Source organism: Vibrio jasicida 090810c (assembly GCF_002887615.1).
Lineage (GTDB): Bacteria > Pseudomonadota > Gammaproteobacteria > Enterobacterales > Vibrionaceae > Vibrio > Vibrio jasicida.
This window is the reverse complement of sequence record NZ_CP025793.1, coordinates 890,731-912,333: the sequence shown is the minus strand read 5'-3', so window position 1 is coordinate 912,333 and position 21,603 is coordinate 890,731. Positions and strand designations below refer to the sequence as shown.

Below are 21,603 nucleotides of genomic sequence, written 5' to 3'. Positions count from 1 at the left end.
GTTCGGTACCGAAATTTTCCGTAGTTGGTTGAGCAGATGTCTCGTTAATTATGATGAGACGATTGGCCGACTCGCTTGCAAATGCACAAGCTGTGGTTCAGATAACCACACTTAAGCCCATTTATATAGGATGATCGATTATGAGCAACAAGTTAGAGCAACTTCGTAAACTAACGACTGTAGTAGCGGACACTGGTGAAATTGACGCAATCAAAAAGTACCAACCAGAAGATGCAACAACTAACCCATCTCTTATCCTAAAAGCGGCTCAAATCGAAGAGTACGCGCCTCTGATCGATGCTTCTATCGAGTACGCAAAAGCGCAAAGCAATGATAAAGCACAACAAGTTCAAGACACTTGTGACATGCTTGCTGTAAACATCGGTAAAGAAATTCTGACAACGATTCCAGGTCGAATCTCAACAGAAGTAGACGCTCGTCTTTCTTACGATACAGAAGGCAGCGTGGCTAAAGCTCGCCAGCTTGTGAAAATGTACAACGATGCAGGTATCACTAACGATCGCATCCTAATCAAACTAGCTTCTACTTGGGAAGGTATCCGTGCTGCTGAAATCCTAGAGAAGGAAGGCATCAATTGTAACCTAACACTTCTATTCTCATTCGCACAAGCTCGCGCATGTGCTGAAGCTGGCGTATTCCTAATCTCTCCATTCGTTGGTCGTATCATGGACTGGTACAAAGCGAAAGAAGGTCGTGACTTCGAAGCATCTGAAGATCCAGGCGTAATTTCAGTAACTGACATCTACAACTACTACAAAGAGCACGGCTACAACACGGTAGTTATGGGCGCAAGTTTCCGTAACATCGGCGAGATCCTAGAACTTGCTGGTTGTGACCGTCTAACTATCGCTCCTGCTCTTCTAGCTGAACTAGAAGCGGCTGAAGGTGAAGTAGTTGAGAAGTTGGTTGACTCTAAGGGCTCGAAAGAGCGCCCAGCGCCAATGACTCATGCTGAGTTCCTATGGGAGCACAACCTAGACGCTATGGCAGTTGAGAAAGTTGCAGAAGGTATCCGCAACTTCGCCGTTGACCAAGGCAAACTAGAAGACATGATCGCAGCTAAGCTGTAATCACACAGAATTAAAAAAGGGGAACGTTTGCGTTCCCCTTTCAATTTCCAATTCCAATATTGAAAGACTGGTAGTTATTATGGACCGTAAAAATCTAGCTAATGCTATTCGTGCACTAAGCATGGATGGTGTACAACAAGCAAACTCTGGCCACCCAGGCGCACCTATGGGTATGGCTGACATCGCTGAAGTACTTTGGCGCTCTCACCTAAACCACAACCCATCGAACCCAGAGTGGGCTGATCGTGACCGTTTCGTGCTATCCAACGGTCACGGCTCTATGCTGATCTACTCTCTACTGCACCTAGCAGGCTACGAGTTGTCTATCGATGATCTTAAGAACTTCCGTCAGCTTCACTCTAAAACTCCTGGTCACCCAGAGTACGGCTACGCACCAGGTATCGAAACAACAACTGGTCCTCTAGGTCAAGGCATCACGAACGCAGTTGGTATGGCGATGGCTGAGAAAGCGCTAGCGGCACAGTTTAATAAAGAAGGCCACGACATCGTTGATCACTTCACTTACGTGTTCATGGGCGACGGCTGTCTAATGGAAGGTATCTCGCATGAGGCATGTTCTCTTGCTGGTACGCTAGGCCTAGGTAAACTGATCGCATTCTGGGATGACAACGGCATCTCTATCGACGGTCACGTTGAAGGTTGGTTCTCTGACGACACGCCTAAGCGTTTTGAATCTTACGGCTGGCACGTTATCCCGGCAGTAGATGGTCACGATGCTGAAGCAATCAATGCTGCTATTGAAGCGGCAAAAACAGATCCTCGCCCTACGCTGATCTGTACTAAAACCATCATCGGTTTTGGTTCACCAAATAAATCTGGTTCGCACGACTGTCATGGTGCACCACTAGGCGCTGAAGAAATTGCAGCGACACGTAAACAACTTGGTTGGGAGCACGGTCCTTTTGAAATTCCGTCGGAAGTCTACGCAGAGTGGGATGCGAAAGAAGCAGGCGCAGCTAAGGAAGCAGCGTGGAACGAGAAACTTTCTGCTTATGAAGCAGCATACCCCGAGTTGGCGGCTGAGTTTAAGAGACGAGTAAACGGCGACCTACCAGCGGAATGGGAAGAGAAAGCAAACGCAATCATTGCTGATCTTCAAGCTAACCCAGCGAACATCGCATCACGTAAAGCATCTCAAAACGCACTAGAAGCGTTTGGTCAAATGCTTCCAGAATTCATGGGCGGCTCTGCTGACCTAGCGCCTTCTAACCTAACCATGTGGTCAGGTTCTAAGTCTCTAGAAGCGAACGACTTCTCTGGTAACTACATCCACTACGGTGTACGTGAATTCGGTATGACTGCGATCATGAACGGTATCGCGCTACACGGTGGTTTCGTTCCTTACGGCGCAACATTCCTAATGTTTATGGAATACGCTCGTAACGCAATGCGTATGGCTGCTCTGATGAAAATTCAGAACATCCAAGTTTACACGCACGACTCTATCGGTCTTGGCGAAGATGGTCCAACTCACCAACCAGTTGAGCAAATTGCATCTCTACGCCTAACGCCAAACATGAGCACATGGCGTCCATGTGACCAAGTTGAGTCTGCGGTAGCTTGGAAACTTGCGATTGAACGTAAAGATGGTCCGTCGGCTCTTATTTTCTCTCGTCAAAACCTAGCGCAACAAGAACGTACAGCTGAGCAAGTTGCAGATATCGCGAAAGGTGGTTACATCCTGAAAGACAGCGATGGCAAACCTGAGCTGATCCTTATTGCGACAGGCTCTGAAGTTGAACTAGCAGTGAAAGCAGCTGAGCAACTAACGGCTGAAGGTAAGAAAGTACGTGTTGTATCAATGCCTGCGACAGACACGTTCGACAAGCAAGACGCGGCTTACCGTGAATCAGTATTGCCATCAGACGTGACAGCACGTATCGCTATTGAAGCGGGCATTGCTGACTTCTGGTACAAGTACGTTGGCTTCGATGGTCGTATCATCGGTATGACAAGCTTCGGTGAATCTGCACCAGCTGACCAGCTGTTCGAAATGTTTGGCTTTACTGTAGAAAACGCAGTAAACACAGCAAAAGAACTGCTAGCTTAATCGCTTAGTATTATCAGTTTTCTCTATTGCGAATGTGAAAACTGAAAAGCCCCGCTCTCTGCAGCGGGGCTTTATTTTATCTATCGATTATCTATCGATAACGAATCCTAAAGCATCTAATCCAAATTACTTCTCTTCAAACTGAATCGCAATTCGATAGAAGTCTTGTACTTGCTCTTTCAATTGTTGGCTGTTTTGCTCAACGGAGTGCGTCGCTGCTAAGTTCTGCTCTGCGGTAGAAGCAATCGAATGAATGTGCTGATTCACATCGCTAGATAACTGGAGCTGCTTATTCGCGGAATCAGCAACGTTGACCATTAATCCGCTCATGCTCTGCATCATTTGCTCAACTTCAGACAGGCGTAATGCGCTCTGTTCAGCGACCTGTGAGCACGTGTCCGTTTGATCTTTATTGGCGATAATGTCTTTTTGCCAGCTTTGAATCGTTGCCAGCATCGCTTCAATGGAAGCTTGAATTTGATCAGTCGCATTGGAAGTCCGTCCGGAAAGGGCTCTCACCTCGTCAGCAACGACGGCAAATCCACGTCCTTGCTCACCCGCTCTTGCTGCTTCAATGGCAGCATTCAACGCAAGTAAGTTAGTTTGGTCAGCAATCCCGCCAATCTCTTCCATCAATTGGCTTACCTTCTGAGCTTGGTCACTCAACTGATAAGTGGTCTCCGTGGCTTTTTCTGCTTGTAAGCTCAACTGTGACAAATTGATATGAGTTTGATCGATGGTTTCTTTCGCCATTAGACAAGACTTCAGTGTGTCATCAATCAATAGGTGCGCATCATGGGTGCTCGATGACACTGAATTGGCAGACGCTTCCATCGAATCCGCCGCATCGCGAACTTCATGAATGTCTTTATTTTGCTGTGTCAATGCTGTGAGTACTTCCGCCGTAGTATGACTCAGCTCTTCTGCGCAATTTTGTAGTGGCATTGCTGAATCGGTCATTCGACCAAGTACCGTACGAATACGAGCCGACAGCATTTTGATATGAAAATCAGCGATAGAAAACGGCTTATTACCTGAATACACCAAACGACTTACACTGTCGTATTGCAACTGAAGTTTCTTAAACTGTTGTGGCGTATCAATGAGTTCTTGACGGAAGAGCAATGCCAGAACCCCTGCAGGCAGTAATGACGCCAGCCAAGCTAGAGGACCATCTAGAGCTAAAGCGAAGCTCGTCATTGGCGCAACAAGTGCACCTAAAAGAATGCCATAACGCAGTGTTTCATTGAGCTTTAACGACCAAGTTCTGCCAGACTTCTCTGCTTTCAACAGCCCCTGATACGCTTTAGCCGCAATATCTACCCATTCTCGCTTAGGTTTCACTCGAACCGATTGGTAACCTACAACTTCGTGTCCTTCATAGATTGGCGTTACATAGGCATCCACCCAATAATAACCGCCTGACTTAGTTTTGTTTTTCACAATACCTCGCCAAGCTTTTCCTTGTTTCAAACGTGTCCACATATCGCCGAATGCCGCTTTAGGCATATCACTATGGCGTACAATGTTATGGTTTTGACCGAGTAATTCTTCAGAGGTGTATTCAGCAATTCGGCAAAACGCATCGTTGCAATAAGTGATCACACCTTTTAAGTTTGTGGTAGAAACCAATTCATCGGTTTCTGAGAAGAGCGTTTCTTGAGCTTTGAGAGAAGATTGGGCTGACATAGATAGACTTCTATAATTATTATTAATTGCGACAGGTTGTATACACGAATGTTGTTTTTATTACAAAATGCTAGAGAAAAAATCTTACCGATGCGACATTTCAAGCCTAAAAAACTTACTTAGATAACAATAATTAACCAGCAAATCTAAACAATGTGAACTTCTAGACAAAAAAGACCCGGTTATAATGACCGGGTCTTATAAATTTCTATTAACGGTTACGCAGCTTGAGACTGAGTATCGTTATTCGCTTTAAGCACGAACACCACCATCACGAAAATAACGAACGGAAGTACATATAGGTTTAGATTTTGCCATCCCACCGTCGACTCCAACCAACCAGAGAGCAATGCAGTAATCGTCACGCAACTGAATACAAAGAACTCATTGAATGCCTGAGCTTTGCTTTTGTTCTTAGCCTCATAACTTTGGCTAAATAAGCTTGTTGCGGCGATAAACATAAAATTCCAACCAACCCCAAGTAAAATCAACGCCGTGCTGAAGTGCCAGATTGAAAGGCCATGCATGTTGATCGCAATACACGCAATAAACAAAACGCCACCAGCTAATATCAACTTCTTAGCCCCAAACTTCTCAATCAAACTTCCGGTGAAGAAAGCCGGCACAAACATGCCTAATACGTGCCATTCAATAACACCTGCCGCTCTCGTGAAATCGAAACCACAACCAATCATCGCAAGTGGTGTCGCGGTCATAAGAATGTTCATTACTGCATAAGCCACCGTGGCTGCCATCACGGCAATCATGAAGTTTGGCTTTCTAATGATCGCAGTAATCGAATCTGGCTTAGTATCAATTGACTGTTCGTGAGCCGGAGGGAACTGAATAGTTTGTAGCAATATTAAGGCCGTAACATAGAGCACAATCAAAACAGCAAAAGCACTGATATAGAGCCCGCCATCCGACCATTGTTGTGAATAAACCGCTAAGTTTGGTCCTAATACAGCCGCCAATACGCCACCAGCCATCGATATAGAAATTGCTCTATGCCTTGCAGATTCATCACATACTTCAATGGCAGCGAACCGATATAAAGTGCCAAAACCGATGCCAATACCCAACAAAAAGGTAGCAGTACAAAAAAGAGTGAAGTTTTGTTGTGACAATGCGTAAGTCGCCAACGAAGCACCAAGAATACCAATGACGTTACCGAGGCTAAAGCCCAGTCGTCGTCCCAGTTTCCCCATAATTAAAGAAGCGGGAATCGTTGCTGACATTAACCCTAAAAATTGCAACGCGACAGGTAGAGTAATCATGCTTGATGACGGGGCAATTTGTTTACCGATCAGGGCAATAACTGAAATCAGTAAGATGTTTCCTGTCATGAGCAAAGCTTGGCAAAGTGACAGTAACCAGACGTTTCTGTTCATCTCATTCCTTGAGTATTTCTAATCTATGCAAATACATTAGCGGATTTGGTCCATAAATACATGAGATAGTTGCATACGGTTAAGTACAATGAACGCGCAATTATGACAACCAATAACTCCAAAGCGCTCAGAAATGAAAAAAGCCAGCGCTGTGCTGGCTTTCATTCATTTCAAGCTTATTGGCTTATTTTGCTCGACGAGCTTTAATAGAGTCTGATAGCTGGCGTAGAACCGTCTCAGTATCTTCCCAACCAATACAAGCATCGGTAATCGATTGGCCATAATTTGCGACCTTACCATCCACAAGATCCTGACGACCTTCAACAAGATGCGATTCAATCATCACACCAAAGATCGCGTCTTCACCACCAGCGATCTGTTCTGATACATCATCAGAAACCAACATCTGACGTTTGAACTGCTTAGAGCTGTTGGCGTGACTAAAATCAATCATCACTTTCTTAGGTAGACCCGCAGCATCCAGTTCATCCTTAATTTGAGCAACGTGCGCCGCGCTATAATTCGGCTCTTTACCACCACGAAGGATGATATGACAGTCTGGGTTACCTGCTGTTTCTACGATTGCAGAATGGCCGTATTTAGTAACAGATAAGAAGTGGTGAGAAGCGCTTGCTGAGCGAATCGCATCGCTCGCGATCTTAATGTTACCATCTGTACCATTCTTAAAGCCAACAGGGCAAGACAGGCCAGAAGCAAGTTCGCGGTGAACCTGAGACTCTGTCGTTCGCGCACCAATCGCACCCCAGCTGATAAGATCCGCAACGTATTGTGGCGTGATCATATCAAGGAACTCGCTCGCGGTCGGTAAGCCCATATCGGTCAGATCAAGAAGAAGCTTACGGCCAATGCGTAATCCGTCATTTAACTTAAATGTGTCGTCTAAGTACGGGTCGTTAATAAGTCCTTTCCAACCTACCGTTGTACGTGGTTTCTCAAAGTAAACACGCATCACGATTTCTAGTTGGTCGCCGAGTTCATCACGCAACACTTTTAACTTTTTACCGTACTCTACCGCCGCTTCTGGATCATGAATTGAACAAGGGCCAACAATGACAAGTAAACGGTCGTCTTTGCCTTCCAGAATGTTGTGAATGGCATTTCGGCATTCAAAAGTAGTCGAAGAAGCAGTTTCAGTTGCCGGAAATTTTTCTAATACTGCAACGGGTGGCAATAGCTCTTTTACTTTATTAATTCTTACATCATCAGTTTGAAACATTACTTCTACTTCCTAGTTACTATCCCTGACCCACTATTTTGACCCAACTTTACTCAGTGCAACATTGTTCACAAAGCAAGCAATAACAAGGGCTGTAGGCTCATTTAATTGTGTCGATGGAAGTAACTTATCGACTTAACAGTAGACTTGCAAACACTTTTTATAAAAAAATGCAAATTAACACCCAATGTTCACTTCAAAACACAGCGTAAATTTAAGTTTACGAAAAAAGTTCAATAAAATTAGTTATTTTCTTAAAAATTTAAAAATCTTGTCTACAATGTAAGAAATATCAGAAGTTTGTGAGGGAATTCGCGACTAAAAGTGTAGCAAGATCTAAGATATTGTTGCTTGATGTTAAATTAAACGACTATTAGACTAGTTTCTTATAACTACCTAGTTTTACTCAAATTGTTAAAACAAAGTAGAAGTTAATATGCAATCAATACAAGGAAACATTATGAACAAAGTAGCAATTGCAGTAGCAGCAGTGGTAGCTGGTGGTTTAATGAGCTCTGCTCATGCTGAGATGTATATCGGGGGCAAAGTAGGCATGACTACTTTAGATGATGCTTGTTATCTAAACAGCCCTTGTGATGATGATGCTTTCGGTGCCGGAATGCACATCGGTTACGATTTCACCGATATCATTGCACTTGAGTATGGCGTTGATTACTTGGGTGACTACAAAGCTAACTTCAAGTCAGGGGCTAATGCTGTAGATACTATCGACGGCGATCTATGGGCACTAACACTTGCACCTAAATTCAACTGGCATCTAAACGACACGTGGAACCTATTCGCGAAAGTTGGTGGTGCTTACATGATTTCTGGTGACGAAAAAGACATCGTGCCTACAGGTTCACTTGGTGCGGAATACACCATTGACCGTAACTGGAGCGTTCGTGCGGAATACCAACGCTACCAAGACATCTCAGACGACGTTCTAGATGATATGGATGCTAACTTCTTCGGCATCGGTGTTAACTACAAATTCGCAGCAGCACCAGTTGTAGCGGCAGTAGTAACAGAAGAGGTGATGGAAGAAGAACCAGTAATGATGACGAAGACGCACCAAGAAGAGTACGGTACAGGTACGTTTGAATTCGACAGTGCAACACTGACTGATTCAGTGTCTGAGCGTCTCGATAACTTCGTTAATTTCTTGAACGAATACCCACAAGCTCAAGTTGAAATTACTGGTTACACAGATAGCTCTGGTCCAGCAGCTTACAACCAAAAACTGTCTGAGCGTCGTGCTCAAGCGGTTGCTGATTACCTAATCGCAGCAGGTATCGATGCAGATCGCTTCACAGTAACTGGTATGGGTGAAGAAGATCCAGTAGCTGACAACAGTACTCATGAAGGTCGCGAACAGAACCGTCGTGTTGTGGTACATGTACCTGAGTTCCAATACGAAGAACTGTCTCAACCTGAATAAGAGTTCCTACTCTGATTTAGTCTAAGGGATGCTTCGGCATCCCTTTTTACTTGCTTCAATTCCTCGCTTTATGCGTCTCATGTTAACGACATTAATCAGGCACCACATAGCTCTCTAGCCTTAACCATTTCCACAACTTAACGCTTAGATCTTATCCAAGCGACACACTCAAACCATTTTAAAACCTTCTTCTTGAACAGCTTTGCCGCCTGAACAACTCAAGACTTAAACAACCCTCAACACTCTTTATCTCTCACCTCGATTCCAAACGAACTTATACTGTCAAGACGGCCTAGAGCTTTCTTTTCGATATTCTTTTTTTAGGTTCTATTGACCTTTCGGGCTAACTTTTTGCAAAGAATGGTTTGCTGTTTATACAAAACAAAGACTTCTTATGTAGCTGGCCTACATAAGAAGTCGACAACGTAGTAGAAGTACCACCGCACCGAAGATTGGTGCGGTCAGTCAGTCGTTAGAAGAAGAGTTTTACACAGAGAACAATGAGCCTAAGTAATGGTCAGCTAATAGTGCAACGAACAGAGCAAGCAAATGGTAGATAGAGAATTTGAACGTTTCCATCGCACTATTAGGCTGTGGAGAAAACTTCAGCTTCCACGCGTGGTACACAAAGCCCGCATTGAGTAATAAAGAGGAGAATAGATAGACAAAGCCGACCATGCCGACTAGGACCGGTAATATACAAACTAACGTCAACAACACAGTGTACAGAAGGATCGAAGTTTTGGTGTATTCAATACCATGAGTGACAGGCAACATCGGGATATCCACTTTTCGATAATCTTCTACCCGATGTATTGCCAATGCCCAAAAATGGGGTGGCGTCCATATAAAAATGATCATCACAAGCAGCCACGCGTTGGCATGTAATTCGCCAGTAACCGCTGTCCAGCCTAACAAAGGCGGCATTGCGCCCGCAATCCCCGCAATCACTATGTTCTGTGGAGTAGCGCGTTTGAGATACATGGTGTAAACCACCGCGTAACCGAGCAAGCTTAAAAACGTCATCCAAGCTGTTAACGGATTAACCAGTGCATACAGAAGTACGAAGCCAACAACACCTAACGTAACAGCAAACAACGCGACTGATAACGGATTCGTGTCACCAGAAGGCAGAGGACGCTTATGAGTTCGAGCCATTCGCGCATCAATTCGGCGATCAATGAGGTGATTAAACGCTGCCGCGGAGCCAGCCATTAAGCCAATTCCGATAAGGCCAATCGCCGCTTGTAGCCAAGGAAAACTGGCCACCGGCGCTAAACTCATTCCGACAATGGCGGTAATCAACATAAGCGCAACGACTTTGGGCTTTGTTAGTTTTAAATAAGTTGAACCGAGCTTCTTCTTACCACTTTCTAGCGGTAACGCGATTTCTTTACTCATAGCGAACTCCTTTCGCTTGATGACTCCAACGAGCTTTACCCTGCCATAGGTAGAACTGACTAACACAGATAAGTGAAAGCATGACCGCTGCGCCTAAATTGTGCGCAACTGCCACATAGATAGGAAGTTGGAACACAACATTGCTTACGCCCAATAGGATTTGGCAAACCAAAGCTAAGCCAATCCATACACCCAAGCGCTGAGAATGGTGTGAGTCTTGTTTTAATAGTAATACGCAGTAAATCAGCACAACACATGCAGTAATGATGGCACCAATACGATGGCTGACATGAATTGTCATTCGAGCTGGGTAATCTAGAACACCAAACTCATAGTTATCAAACCCTGTTTGCCAGAAAGAAAACGCCTCTTTCCAAGATAAGTAACTGGTCCAGTTCCCCTCACAAATCGGTAAAGCGGTGCACATAAGAGCAGCGTAGTTGGATGATGTCCAACCACCAAGCAGGACCTGTGTTAACACTACGCCAAAAGCGATCAAGGAAAAGGTTCTCACGTTTTTTGAAGATGGCGAAAAGTAGAGGCTGTTCTGAGATTTAATCTGACAATAGAACACCGCTTGGAGAGCAAGCAATGTAAATCCGCCCAGTAGGTGCAACATAACAATCACTGGCATGAGTTTTAAAGTTACGGTCCACATTCCCAATGCTGCCTGACCAATAACTAAAACGCAGAGTAGAATCGGAATCGTCGCATCAACACGTTCAGCCCTAACGGCAACAATCGCCATCATCAAAATTACGAGCCCTAAGGTGCCCGCAAAATAACGATGAATCATCTCCAGCCAAGCCTTTCCGTGCTCCACTGCACGTTCTGGAAATAACGCATTCGCTCGAGAAACTTCAGCATCGGTTTGAGGAACGAGTAGTTGACCGTAACATCCCGGCCAATCTGGGCACCCTAAACCTGCATCAGCAAGGCGTGTGTATGCGCCCAGCATAATGACAACGAGGGTAAGACAAAGACTGAACTTCACTAAACGTTCTAACGCCATATCACTCTCTCCCTAACCTACACGTGATAGCTTCAATAGTTTTCGTAGATCCGCCAAAACGTCTTTACTTAACTGAACCAAATCCTCGTTGGCTTCCGGTGTATAGGCCATCACAAGTTGCCCTAATGGATCAACGATAAGCATTTGCCCTGCTTGGACTTTTTCCGACAACGAATCATTCATTTGCATCACTATCATCGTTTCGCTCGCACTTGCTGACTGCTTTGATGTCCAGATAACTGGGACGACTCGCTCTTGGTACTTGCCCAACGCAATATGACTCTGCTGCATGAGGTGAAGTTGTTGCTGACACTGTTCTTGGCAATCAGAAGGCAACACATAAGCCAATTGCCACCCTTTTTCACTCAGAGGCGATGTCTGCCCCAATTGTTCAAATGTGGTATAGGGCTCCACCAGCTCACCTCTATTAGTCACACCCGTTTCATACCAGCCTTGACTAAGCACTACTTTGGCAATAATTGCCGGGAGAGCAAAAAGGACAATTAGCGACAACAGTACAATTCTTCCTCTCGTGACCGCTGATGTCATACCTCACCTCCTTGTGAGCGTGAACTTTTGAACCATCGAATGAAGATCATTACAGTGATAAGCAGAAATACACCCGCCATAGCAAACCATTGAAAGGAGTAACCAAAATGCTTAGCACTGGTTAATGGCAAAGGATTCCATGGGAAAGAATACGGCCATCGGACTAAATTGTTTGGCTGTACGACGGTCGGCATTAATTCGACATTAAGTAACCGGCTCAGTTGATTGATGTTGAGGTTTTGCACGCGTATCGTATCGCCAACTTCTGCCATTAAGTCGGAACTCAAAGGGTTCATCGATTTGCGATATAAACGTCCAGTAACCTCGTAAGGGGCTTGTAAAGTTTCTACTTTAGGTAATACAGAGCGTGACGCGCCCCCTTTAACAAACCCTAATTCTAGGAGAGTCAATATGGTTGGGTCTTGGGTCAAAGAAACGACCTGAAACGCTAAATACCCCACCGCCCCTTCATACGTTTGGTTATCTAAAAGGATGACCGGAAGTGCCTCCGGAGTCACACTGGCTTTTACCTTAATGCCAATCACACTCTCCTCACGCCAATCATTGCTCTCCAGTACAGTGCGTATATCCTGATAAGGTGCATTCGCTCTTGCCAAAATAGCTTGTTCTAAAAGCTGCTTTTCGTTACCACGTTCGAGCTGCCAGAAGCCCAGTTTGACCAATAGAGAAAACACGACCACAGTTAAACAAACAGCAATCCAAACCCATTTCGATAACATCAAAAACGAAACCGGAGGTGCCATGTCCACCGTATTTCTGTTCAAATTAACGCTTGTCCTTTTGCTGCTTTTCATCATCTTTAACCTCGCAAAAGCGCTTATCGAAATGGTTCGCGAAGACCCAGAGGACTCATCGAAAAAAGGTAAACCAATGAGCCATTACCTCGGTCGTCGTGTCATGTTTTCTGCGTTAGTCGTGATACTCCTTCTGATTGCTCTAGGGGCAGGATGGATCGCCCCTAACCCGCGTCCTTACTAGTTTTACAGGACATAAACAAAAACAAACAAACACAGCCAAACCACATCTACAAAGTGCCAATACCAGCTGCCCGCTTGGAATGCAAAATGGTTTTTAGGCGAAAAGTGGTCCTTGGCGATGCGGAACAGCAATACGATGAGGAAGATGGTACCGAGGCAAACGTGCAAACCATGGAAGCCCGTGAGCATAAAGAAAGTATTGCCGTAAACGCCCGATTGCAGTGTCAGACCAATATCTTGATAGGCGTGCGCATACTCGACCGCTTGATAATAGAGGAAGAACCCCGCTAAGACGATGGTGATCTCCAACCAAACAATCAGTGCCGTTCGCTTATCTTGTTCTAAGCTGATGTGTGCCATATGTAACGTAATCGAAGACAATAACAACAAAATCGTATTAGTTAATGGAATGCCCTGCCACGGCATTGCTTGGGTCGTATCACCACCCGGTGTGGTTGTGAGTGGCCATATCGCCTCGAAAGCTGGCCACAACACTTCATGAGTCATGGCATTGTTATCTGCGCCACCTAACCAAGGCACGGAAATCATTCTTGCGTAGAACAGAGCACCAAAGAACGCACCAAAGAACATGATTTCCGAAAAGATGAACCAGCTCATCCCTTGTCGAAATGAACGTGTAATCTGAGCGCTGTATTTCCCGGACAGTGACTCTGTGATGACATTGCTAAACCACCCGGCCAACATGTAAAGCAAAAACAGCATACCAACCGCAAGAATAATGCCTCCTAGCGTCCCAACCGTACCGTCACTTTGAGTGCCTTGAACGGTCATTCCAGCACCGACAGCGACAAGGAATAACGCAAATGCCCCTACAATAGGCCAACTGCTTTGTGCGGGAACATAATAGGTATCAGGCTTGTTACTCATGAGTTCTCTCCTTACAGACGCGCTTTGGTTTGAGGCGTTAAGGTCTGTTTCTCACTCCCTGAAAGGCTAGCTGTCGAAGACTCGCCCGATTGAGGAGGAAATTTGTAGAGTGTGTAAGACAAGGTCAATGTATGAATTGAATCCGGCACGTCCGGCTCAATGTAGAAAATCAAAGGCATACTCGCTTGTTGCTTACCTTCCAATGGTTGTTGATTAAAGCAAAAACACTCGATCTTATTGAAGTAAGCCGCACCAGTACCCGGCGATACGGAGGGCACAGCTTGTCCTACTAAATCTTCACCACTTTGATTAAAAGCAAGATATTCAGTTTGAATCACTTCGCCTGGGTGAACATCCATGGATACGACTTTTGGTTTGAATTCCCAAGGCATATCTGGGTTGACGTGTGCCATAAATTCCACACGAATGGTTCTGGAGATATCCGCTTGCATGCCTGTTGGCTGAATCGCTGCTACTTTACTGGTTTTTCCGTTAATACCCAATGCATCGCACATGATGTCGTAGAGTGGGACAAGAGCAAAACCGAAGCCAAACATCATTGCTGTCGCTAACAGCAACTTGATAGTGAGTTTCTTATTGGATGAATTACTTTGCATCTCAATCACCTCACGCTTTTCTTAATCGACTTTTGGCGGTGTTATAAACGTATGATGTGGAGCAGGACTCGGCACCGTCCACTCTAAACCTTCTGCTCTCTCCCATGGTTTTGCTGGCGCTTTTTCACCGCCGCGAATGCACTTGATCACCAGCCACAAGAAGATCAATTGAGACAGACCAAAGGCAAAGCCACCTATCGATACAATTTGGTTTATGTCTGCAAACTGGATGGCGTAATCGGGAATACGTCGTGGCATCCCAGCTAAGCCCAAGAAATGCATTGGGAAGAACAGTACGTTAACCGAGATAATCGAGCACCAGAAATGCCACAGACTCAGCTTGTGGTCATACATATTGCCCGTCCACTTCGGTAGCCAGTAATACGCTGCCGCCATAATCGAGAACACCGCACCTGACACCAATACATAGTGGAAGTGTGCTACGACAAAGTACGTATCGTGGTATTGGAAGTCCGCAGGCACAATTGCCAGCATCAAGCCTGAGAAACCACCTATTGTGAAAAGAACAATAAAGGCGATGGCAAATAACATCGGTGTCTCGAACGTCATTGCACCTCGCCACATGGTCGCTACCCAGTTAAACACTTTCACCCCGGTTGGCACGGCTATTAACATGGTGCAGTACATGAAGAAAAGTTCGGCGAATACTGGCATCCCTGTGGTAAACATATGATGCGCCCACACTAGGAATGAAAGCAGCGCGATACTACAAGTTGCGTAAACCATCGAATGGTAACCGAACAACTTCTTGCCACTAAACGCAGGGATGATTGCCGAAACAATACCAAACGAAGGCAAGATCATGATGTACACCTCTGGGTGACCGAAGAACCAAAAGATGTGCTGGAACATCACCGGGTCACCGCCACCAGCGGCATCAAAGAAGCTGGTACCGAAGTATTTGTCGGTCAAAACCATGGTCACCGCACCGGCTAATACGGGCATCACAGCTATCAGCAAGAACGCCGTGATTAGCCAAGTCCAGACGAACATTGGCAACTTGAACCATGTCATACCTGGTGCACGCATGTTTACGATAGTCACGATGACGTTGATGGCACCCATGATGGAACTGATACCCATGATATGGACTGAGAAAACAAACAACGCCGTACTGTCAGGGCCGTAGGTTGTAGAAAGTGGCGCGTAGAAAGTCCACCCGAAATCAGGACCACCACCCGGTAAGAACAAAGAGCCGATCAAAATGAGGAAAGCAAAAGGTAAGATCCAAAAACTCAAGTTGTTCATTCGCGGTAACGCCATATCTGGAGCGCCAATCATCATTGGGATCATCCAGTTAGCTAAGCCGGTAAACGCAGGCATGACGGCACCAAATACCATCACCAAACCATGCACCGTCGTCATTTGGTTAAAGAACTGAGGGTCAACCAATTGCAAACCCGGTTGGAACAACTCAGCGCGAATGACCATCGCCATCGCACCGCCAGTGAGGAACATGGCAAAACTAAACCATAAATAAAGCGTACCGATGTCTTTGTGACTGGTGGAATAAAGCCAACGCGCTAGCCCTTTTGGTGCGTGATGATGATCGTGGTCGTCTTCAATCGCAATGGTGGTGTTTGCAGTAGTTTGCGCTTCTGCAGGAGCAGACTTCACCGCTTTTTCAATTGGCTTACTCATATTTCCTCCTTGGCACTTTCTTGTGCCTTAAAGGCGTTAACATCGGATGCTTGAACGGCATCGCCGGTGTCATTTCCCCAAGCATTACGTTGATAGGTGATAACCGCAGCGATCTCTTGATCGCTAAGTTGGTTCGCAAAAGCTTGCATCGCTGTACCTGCGCGACCATTTACCAGTACGTCGATGTGAGCAATGACCGGACCTTTGGCGATCTCGCTGCCTTTAATCGCAGGGAACGCCCCCGGGATACCTTCACCGTTAGCTTGATGACATACTGCACAGCGCGCGGTGTAAATCGACTCACCTTGTCCCATCAAATCTTCTATTGAAAGGTCTTGCGTCAATGCCTCTTGTGCAACAGCTTTCTGCAGAGCAATTTCTTGTTTCTTGTCTGTCATCCATTGTTCGAAATCATCTTCCGCCATCGCGTGTACGACAACTGGCATAAACCCATGTGCTCGGCCACAAAGTTCTGCGCACTGACCACGATAAACACCCGGCTCATCAATCTTGGTCCACGCTTCATTGATAAAACCTGGAATCGTATCTTTCTTAACTGCGAAATCAGGCACCCACCAAGAGTGGATTACGTCATCAGACGTCATTAAGAAACGAACTTTACGGTTGATTGGTAAAACGAGCGGGTTATCCACTTCGAGTAAGTAGTGTGCGCCTTTCGCTTCGATGCCATCAATTTCTTTCTGACTGGTAGCAAGAAGGCTGAAGAATTCGACGTCCTCGCCGAAGTAGCTGTAGTGCCATTTCCATTGTGAGCCGGTGATCTTAATCGTGAGGTCAGATTGGCTGGTGTCTTCCATGGCCACCAGCGTTTTGGTCGCCGGAATTGCCATCGCAATGAGTATGATGACGGGGATGATGGTCCAGATAATCTCCACTTTGGTGCTTTCATGGAAATTTGCCGCAACTGCTCCTTTTGACTTTCGGTGCCGGAAGATGGAGTAGAACATTACGCCAAACACAACGAAGGCGATGGCACAGCAAATGTAGAAGATCAGCATATGTAATTCATACACTTGCTCACTGATCCCCGTAACACCCCGTGTCATGTTGTAATCATTTTGCTCTGACCAACTGGACGAAGAAAATGTGATAAAAATCACATTCGCTAATAAGGCTAGAGTAGTTGCTAATCTTTTCAAAAGATCTCTCCTCTGCTCAGCCGCTGCGCTTGCGCGAGCTTCCTTGCTTCCCGATGCAAATATCGAACAAATTTACAAAAAATCATAAAAACTACGATTTCAGCACTCTTTGTTATATTTATGTTAAAAGGCTAGTTATAGTTCAATAGTTCTTCAAGAAATTAACCGTGAATAAATTTCGTGTAGAGAGAAAAATAAATTCGGTTTATCGATTGCCCTCTTTGAAATGTAATTGAGAACCATTTACATTAGTAAAAAGAAAACATTGGGACACTTTCCGAATTAAAGTGTCTAAACAAGTAGGCTCCCCCTGCTAAGGAAAGATGAATATGACAACACAAATTACTCAGTGGCTAGCACGAGACCCTGACCCTAAAACCCGCGAAGAGCTCCAGCACCTAGTCGATACAAATAATGAACAAGAACTGACAGATCGATTTGGCTCACGCTTAGCATTTGGTACGGCAGGTCTGCGCGGTAAGGTTGGTGCTGGTCCAAACCGCATGAACCGCTTAGTGATTCAAGAAACGGCAACTGGTCTCGGTCACTACCTGATTGAACAAGTAAAAGGCGCCGCTTCTCGCGGAGTCGTGATTGGCTATGATGGTCGTCCAGATTCCAAGCAGTTCGCACACGATACAGCCTCCGTTCTTACTGCTTTAGGTATCAAGGTTTACCTAACCTATAAAGTAGCGGCAACGCCAATTGTTGCTTTTGGTGTGCGTGAATTGAATGCTGCAGCGGCTGTCGTCGTTACCGCAAGCCATAACCCACCTGAGTACAATGGATTTAAAGTCTACTGGGAAAATGGCGCGCAAATCATTCCACCACACGATTCTGGTATTGCAGCCAAGATTGATAATGCGACAACAAAACCGCTTCCTCTAATGTCACTCGACGACGCGAAGCAAAAAGGTCTATTAGTTTGGCTTGAAGACGAGTACTACCAAACGTACCGTAAGACAATGAACGACAACGCGCTGCTTACACCAAACAGCAACACAGACATCTCGATTGTTTACACGGCAATGCACGGTGTCGGTGCGGACATGGCAGAAACGTTGCTCGCAGACGCTGGCTTTAAAAAAGTGGCAAGTGTTCCAGAGCAGCGCGAACCGGACGGCACGTTCCCTACCGTAAACTTCCCAAACCCTGAAGAAGCAGGTGCAATGGACATGGTGATGGCACTGGGTAAATCTGTTAATGCCGACATAGCTTGCGCGAACGATCCTGACGCAGACCGCTTTGCCGTGGCAGTAAAACGCCCAGATGGCGAATACCAAATGCTAACGGGTGACCAAGTGGGTTCATTGTTTGGTGACTACTTACTGCAAGGTCAACCAAACGCGCTTGTTGGGAATACCATTGTGTCTTCTCGTCTATTGAGCAGTATTGCGAAAGCACATGGCGCAGAATACTACCAAACGTTAACTGGCTTTAAATGGCTAACCAACGTAGCAATGACACAAGAGACAGATGCAAATCCGTTCCTATTCGCTTACGAAGAAGCATTAGGCTACACCGTAGGAAATAAAGTATGGGATAAAGATGGTTTGTCAGCACTGGTCGCTTTCTCCCAATTGACGGGTAAATTGAAAGCACAAGGCAAAACGCTGTGGGATAAGTTAGAAGAGCTATACCGCCAACATGGTTTCTACTTCAACGCTCAACGCAGCATTGCACTTGACCCTAAATCACCACCAATCGGTGACAAGCTTCGCGCAAACCCACCGACAGAGATCGCGGGTAAACGCATTGAAGTGATCGAAGATCTGAAGTCATCACTTCGCTTTGTGACCGATGGTCCAACAGAAGCGATTGACTTGCCTGCAAGTGACGTATTGGTTTACCACCTAGAAGACAAATCACGCGTGATTGTTCGCCCTTCCGGTACTGAACCGAAGTTAAAGTGTTACTACGAAGTGATCAGCGACTTCCCAGCAGAGATGGATTACGCGCAAGCCAACCAAGTAGCAGAAGCGAAGATGAACGCATTGATCGAAGCACATCAACAAAGCTTGTAATTCAGGTTTGAAACATTGACTCTGTGACAACAGCAAATAGCAAATAGCAAATAGCAAATAGCAAATAGCAAATAGTAAAAGAGGCGCATCGAGCGCCTCTTTTTTTTTGTTCAATTCAAACCAAATCAAGCAATCTGTTTTTGCAGGAAATGTTTATCAATGCCTGCTGCTGGGTAACCTGAATACTGCCCTACTTTTTCAAAACCCAATTTCAAGTAAAAATCGAGTGCTTGAAAGCTATAAGTATCGAGGTACAAATGCGTTACTCCAAGCGGTTTCACTTGTTCTTCCAGCAGAGAAATCAGTTTGCTTCCCAATCCCGAAGTACGTGCCTCTGCATCGACCCAAAGATATTCAACGAACACAGTGTTATTGAACATTTCGCCCGTGAGCCCACCAATAACCCTACCCTCGTCATTGCGAGCAAAACAACCAATGGCGTTAACATCACCATCCGGTAGATGCATGTGGTTATACGCTCGGATGCCATCACGGATAAAGTCAAGATCGTTTTGTTCTGGGTTGAGTTTAAATTCAAGTTTCATACTGCCACTCCTTGGAAATCAGTGTGATACTAAAACAAAAAGCCAGCGAGTGCTGGCTTTTGTATAAAAATCTGATTGTTCTTACATCGCGAAGCTACTAAGCATCCAAACTGCCAAAATAATAAACACTAATCCCATCAGCTTGCCTTGGTACATACGGAACTTAGCGTTTTCAACCAAACCTTTCCCCAATGTTCCAGCAAGAGCAACCAGCAAAATGTTGAATAATAGGCCTAATACATTCAGCACTAAGCCTAGCGCCAACATCTGTTCACCAGAAGATGCCGTGATATTACTAGATACAAACTGTGGCAAAAACATCACGAAAAACACCAACGCCTTGGGGTTCAGTAAATTGCTCATTAAGGCACGCTGATAGTAAGTCGATGCCATTTTGTTTTTCTGGTCAAGCTCTGGTGCAGTAGATACGTCCGCTCGTAGACAATCCCAGCCCATTTTGAGCAAGTACGCGCCCCCCAGTAGATGAAGCACTTTTAATGCGATTGGACTCATTGCAATCAAGGTCGACACGCCCATTGCCGCTAACAGCGTTAAGATCACGCCGGACGTCGCGTTGCCTAAGCTCGCAAACAGACCAACTTTTTTGCCATAGCTCATGCTAGAACTGGCAATCAGCAACATGTCAGGTCCAGGTAACAAAAGAAGTGCAACAACAGCAGTGAGATAAACAGGGAGTACAGATAAATCGATCATGATTGGAACTGGATTTTTAAAACAGGCGGCGAATCTTATACCAATGATTGAACAACGACCAGACCAAATAACTCCATTGAATATTAAAATCAGAAAATAAAGAAGGTTTAATGCTCACTTTAAAAACAATTAACCTTTTTGGAATTTATTTTTAATACTGATAGCAATTTTGTACAAAAATACTCAGGATGGTTCCGGTAAACTCCTGTTGACATTGTCCCTCCATTTACGCTTGAGCAATTCAGAACGAAAATGAAAGAAAAGAATAAGGAAATCGCGACTTTTAAGATTGCTCAAGAACTGGGCGGCTTGGAGCTGCTCGACGCAAAGTACGAAAAACAAAATTTCTCTCGCCATAGCCATGAAGGCTACACCATTGGCGTGATTGAAAAAGGTGCGCAACAGTTCTTTCGTACTGGCGGAAATCATATTGCACCGCAAGACAGCATCATTCTTGTCAACGCCGACGAGGTGCATAACGGTCACTCAGCGTCAGAAGGCGGTTGGGAATACAAAGCCATGTATCCCGTACCTGAGCAGTTTCAAACGCTCGGGGAAGAACTTGGCGCACCCAATGTCGCGCAGCCCTACTTCCCCCAACCCGTTGTTTATGATCCAGAACTCGCTAATCAACTGCGGCTGGTATTCGATACGCTAGAGAAATCCGATAACCGCTTGCTAAGAGAGACACTTGTCTACGGTACGTTGGTCAAACTTGCCAGCAAGCACAGTACACATCGAGCCCCTCTTCAAGATGCGACCAAAGCGCAAAAGCAAGTACATCTGGTCAAAGAGTTTCTTGAAGACTTCCCTCAAGCCGATGTCTCTTTAGAAGAACTTGCGAAATTGGCGGGATTAAGCCCTTTTCATTTGTTGCGCGAGTTTCAAAAACAATTCGGCTTTCCGCCGCACGCGTTTCAAATTCAGCAGAGACTCCGAATGGCGAAAAAACTGCTCAAGTTAGGACAAAAGATTTCTGATGTTGCTCAAGAGTGTGGCTTTCACGATCAAAGCCATTTGCATCGTCACTTTAAAAAAGCCATGGGCGTAACGCCTGGGCAGTACATCAAGCATTGTTAGCAATTTTGTACAAGGCAGCGTGCTGAGGTCAGC

At 45.4% G+C, this 21,603-nt stretch carries 19 protein-coding genes; 6 read left to right on the top strand and 13 right to left on the bottom strand.

The genetic code is table 11. The features are described 5' to 3' along the window. Positions 1 to 140: 140 nt before the first annotated feature. Positions 141 to 1,091, top strand: coding sequence for a transaldolase (gene tal, locus C1S73_RS21735; RefSeq protein ID WP_038873776.1), 951 nt, complete (start codon positions 141 to 143; stop codon positions 1,089 to 1,091). A gap of 79 nt (positions 1,092 to 1,170) precedes the next feature. After that, positions 1,171 to 3,162, top strand: a complete 1,992-nt coding sequence (gene tkt / locus C1S73_RS21730) for a transketolase (protein ID WP_102778982.1) — start codon at positions 1,171 to 1,173, stop codon at positions 3,160 to 3,162. Positions 3,163 to 3,288: 126 nt separating this feature from the next. Here the strand turns inward: tkt and C1S73_RS21725 are convergent, their stop codons facing one another. From C1S73_RS21725 to aroG, 3 genes are all read right to left on the bottom strand, one after another. Then, positions 3,289 to 4,851, bottom strand: coding sequence for a methyl-accepting chemotaxis protein (locus C1S73_RS21725; RefSeq protein ID WP_038865349.1), 1,563 nt, complete (start codon positions 4,849 to 4,851; stop codon positions 3,289 to 3,291). Between the two features lie 218 nt (positions 4,852 to 5,069). Next, the gene (locus C1S73_RS21720) at positions 5,070 to 6,242 is read right to left on the bottom strand and encodes an MFS transporter (RefSeq protein WP_038865347.1); all 1,173 of its coding nucleotides are present in this window, start codon (positions 6,240 to 6,242) and stop codon (positions 5,070 to 5,072) included. A gap of 184 nt (positions 6,243 to 6,426) precedes the next feature. After that, a complete protein-coding gene (gene aroG / locus C1S73_RS21715) occupies positions 6,427 to 7,479 on the bottom strand; it encodes a 3-deoxy-7-phosphoheptulonate synthase AroG (protein WP_038865345.1) in 1,053 nt (350 codons plus the stop codon). A gap of 460 nt (positions 7,480 to 7,939) precedes the next feature. On the opposite strand from aroG, the gene C1S73_RS21710 reads away from it, so the two are divergent. Continuing rightward, a complete protein-coding gene (locus C1S73_RS21710) occupies positions 7,940 to 8,920 on the top strand; it encodes an OmpA family protein (protein ID WP_038865343.1) in 981 nt (326 codons plus the stop codon). Positions 8,921 to 9,406: 486 nt separating this feature from the next. Here C1S73_RS21710 and cyoE read toward each other — a convergent pair whose 3' ends face one another. From cyoE to C1S73_RS21690, 4 genes are read right to left on the bottom strand one after another with little or no spacing between them, the layout of a single operon-like run. Further along, complete coding sequence (cyoE, locus tag C1S73_RS21705) at positions 9,407 to 10,321, bottom strand: heme o synthase (protein ID WP_038865341.1); 915 nt, start codon at positions 10,319 to 10,321, stop codon at positions 9,407 to 9,409. Beyond that, complete coding sequence (locus C1S73_RS21700) at positions 10,314 to 11,333, bottom strand: COX15/CtaA family protein (RefSeq protein ID WP_038865339.1); 1,020 nt, start codon at positions 11,331 to 11,333, stop codon at positions 10,314 to 10,316. Before C1S73_RS21700 ends, cyoE begins: the two co-directional genes overlap by 8 nt. 12 nt (positions 11,334 to 11,345) lie before the next feature. Further along, on the bottom strand, positions 11,346 to 11,882 hold the full coding sequence (locus C1S73_RS21695; protein WP_038865337.1) for a hypothetical protein: 537 nt from the start codon (positions 11,880 to 11,882) through the stop codon (positions 11,346 to 11,348). After that, positions 11,879 to 12,646: an SURF1 family protein gene (locus C1S73_RS21690; protein ID WP_038865335.1), complete on the bottom strand. Its 768-nt coding sequence runs from the start codon at positions 12,644 to 12,646 to the stop codon at positions 11,879 to 11,881. The genes C1S73_RS21695 and C1S73_RS21690 overlap by 4 nt, the downstream gene beginning before the upstream one ends. Here C1S73_RS21690 and C1S73_RS21685 point away from each other — a divergent pair. After that, positions 12,645 to 12,881: a DUF2909 family protein gene (locus C1S73_RS21685; RefSeq protein ID WP_005425979.1), complete on the top strand. Its 237-nt coding sequence runs from the start codon at positions 12,645 to 12,647 to the stop codon at positions 12,879 to 12,881. The two genes, C1S73_RS21690 and C1S73_RS21685, sit on opposite strands and share 2 nt — an antisense overlap. 2 nt (positions 12,882 to 12,883) lie before the next feature. On the opposite strand, the gene C1S73_RS21680 is transcribed toward C1S73_RS21685, so the two are convergent. Genes C1S73_RS21680 through coxB form a run of 4 tightly spaced genes read right to left on the bottom strand, consistent with a single transcriptional unit; the run spans position 12,884 to position 17,207 of the window. Further along, entirely contained in the window at positions 12,884 to 13,768 is an 885-nt protein-coding gene (locus C1S73_RS21680; protein ID WP_038865333.1) for a cytochrome c oxidase subunit 3, read from the bottom strand. 11 nt (positions 13,769 to 13,779) lie between these two features. Beyond that, positions 13,780 to 14,385, bottom strand: a complete 606-nt coding sequence (locus C1S73_RS21675; RefSeq protein WP_038865331.1) for a cytochrome c oxidase assembly protein — start codon at positions 14,383 to 14,385, stop codon at positions 13,780 to 13,782. A 21-nt stretch (positions 14,386 to 14,406) separates the two neighbouring features. Beyond that, positions 14,407 to 16,047 (bottom strand): cytochrome c oxidase subunit I, encoded by a 1,641-nt coding sequence (ctaD, locus tag C1S73_RS21670; protein WP_038865330.1) that lies wholly within the window; start codon positions 16,045 to 16,047, stop codon positions 14,407 to 14,409. Continuing rightward, positions 16,044 to 17,207 carry a cytochrome c oxidase subunit II gene (gene coxB, locus C1S73_RS21665; RefSeq protein ID WP_081634739.1) on the bottom strand — a complete coding sequence of 388 codons (1,164 nt, stop codon included), beginning with the start codon at positions 17,205 to 17,207 and terminating at the stop codon, positions 16,044 to 16,046. The genes ctaD and coxB overlap by 4 nt, the downstream gene beginning before the upstream one ends. A gap of 329 nt (positions 17,208 to 17,536) precedes the next feature. Between coxB and C1S73_RS21660 the strand changes: the two genes are divergently transcribed. Then, positions 17,537 to 19,231 (top strand): phospho-sugar mutase, encoded by a 1,695-nt coding sequence (locus C1S73_RS21660; protein WP_038865328.1) that lies wholly within the window; start codon positions 17,537 to 17,539, stop codon positions 19,229 to 19,231. Positions 19,232 to 19,356: 125 nt separating this feature from the next. On the opposite strand, the gene C1S73_RS21655 is transcribed toward C1S73_RS21660, so the two are convergent. Further along, positions 19,357 to 19,776: a GNAT family N-acetyltransferase gene (locus tag C1S73_RS21655; protein ID WP_038865326.1), complete on the bottom strand. Its 420-nt coding sequence runs from the start codon at positions 19,774 to 19,776 to the stop codon at positions 19,357 to 19,359. 81 nt (positions 19,777 to 19,857) lie between these two features. After that, complete coding sequence (locus C1S73_RS21650; RefSeq protein WP_038865324.1) at positions 19,858 to 20,490, bottom strand: LysE family translocator; 633 nt, start codon at positions 20,488 to 20,490, stop codon at positions 19,858 to 19,860. Positions 20,491 to 20,742: 252 nt separating this feature from the next. On the opposite strand from C1S73_RS21650, the gene C1S73_RS21645 reads away from it, so the two are divergent. Further along, a complete protein-coding gene (locus C1S73_RS21645; protein WP_009706163.1) occupies positions 20,743 to 21,570 on the top strand; it encodes an AraC family transcriptional regulator in 828 nt (275 codons plus the stop codon). Positions 21,571 to 21,603: the final 33 nt, after the last annotated feature.

Coding starts and splice junctions, on each gene's coding strand:
- tal (WP_038873776.1), top strand. CDS start 141: ATGAGCAACAAGTTAGAGCAACTTCGTAAACTAACGACTGTAGTAGCG.
- tkt (WP_102778982.1), top strand. CDS start 1,171: ATGGACCGTAAAAATCTAGCTAATGCTATTCGTGCACTAAGCATGGAT.
- C1S73_RS21725 (WP_038865349.1), bottom strand. CDS start 4,851: ATGTCAGCCCAATCTTCTCTCAAAGCTCAAGAAACGCTCTTCTCAGAA.
- C1S73_RS21720 (WP_038865347.1), bottom strand. CDS start 6,242: ATGAACAGAAACGTCTGGTTACTGTCACTTTGCCAAGCTTTGCTCATG.
- aroG (WP_038865345.1), bottom strand. CDS start 7,479: ATGTTTCAAACTGATGATGTAAGAATTAATAAAGTAAAAGAGCTATTG.
- C1S73_RS21710 (WP_038865343.1), top strand. CDS start 7,940: ATGAACAAAGTAGCAATTGCAGTAGCAGCAGTGGTAGCTGGTGGTTTA.
- cyoE (WP_038865341.1), bottom strand. CDS start 10,321: ATGAGTAAAGAAATCGCGTTACCGCTAGAAAGTGGTAAGAAGAAGCTC.
- C1S73_RS21700 (WP_038865339.1), bottom strand. CDS start 11,333: ATGGCGTTAGAACGTTTAGTGAAGTTCAGTCTTTGTCTTACCCTCGTT.
- C1S73_RS21695 (WP_038865337.1), bottom strand. CDS start 11,882: ATGACATCAGCGGTCACGAGAGGAAGAATTGTACTGTTGTCGCTAATT.
- C1S73_RS21685 (WP_005425979.1), top strand. CDS start 12,645: ATGTCCACCGTATTTCTGTTCAAATTAACGCTTGTCCTTTTGCTGCTT.
- C1S73_RS21690 (WP_038865335.1), bottom strand. CDS start 12,646: ATGGCACCTCCGGTTTCGTTTTTGATGTTATCGAAATGGGTTTGGATT.
- C1S73_RS21680 (WP_038865333.1), bottom strand. CDS start 13,768: ATGAGTAACAAGCCTGATACCTATTATGTTCCCGCACAAAGCAGTTGG.
- C1S73_RS21675 (WP_038865331.1), bottom strand. CDS start 14,385: ATGCAAAGTAATTCATCCAATAAGAAACTCACTATCAAGTTGCTGTTA.
- ctaD (WP_038865330.1), bottom strand. CDS start 16,047: ATGAGTAAGCCAATTGAAAAAGCGGTGAAGTCTGCTCCTGCAGAAGCG.
- C1S73_RS21660 (WP_038865328.1), top strand. CDS start 17,537: ATGACAACACAAATTACTCAGTGGCTAGCACGAGACCCTGACCCTAAA.
- C1S73_RS21655 (WP_038865326.1), bottom strand. CDS start 19,776: ATGAAACTTGAATTTAAACTCAACCCAGAACAAAACGATCTTGACTTT.
- C1S73_RS21650 (WP_038865324.1), bottom strand. CDS start 20,490: ATGATCGATTTATCTGTACTCCCTGTTTATCTCACTGCTGTTGTTGCA.
- C1S73_RS21645 (WP_009706163.1), top strand. CDS start 20,743: ATGAAAGAAAAGAATAAGGAAATCGCGACTTTTAAGATTGCTCAAGAA.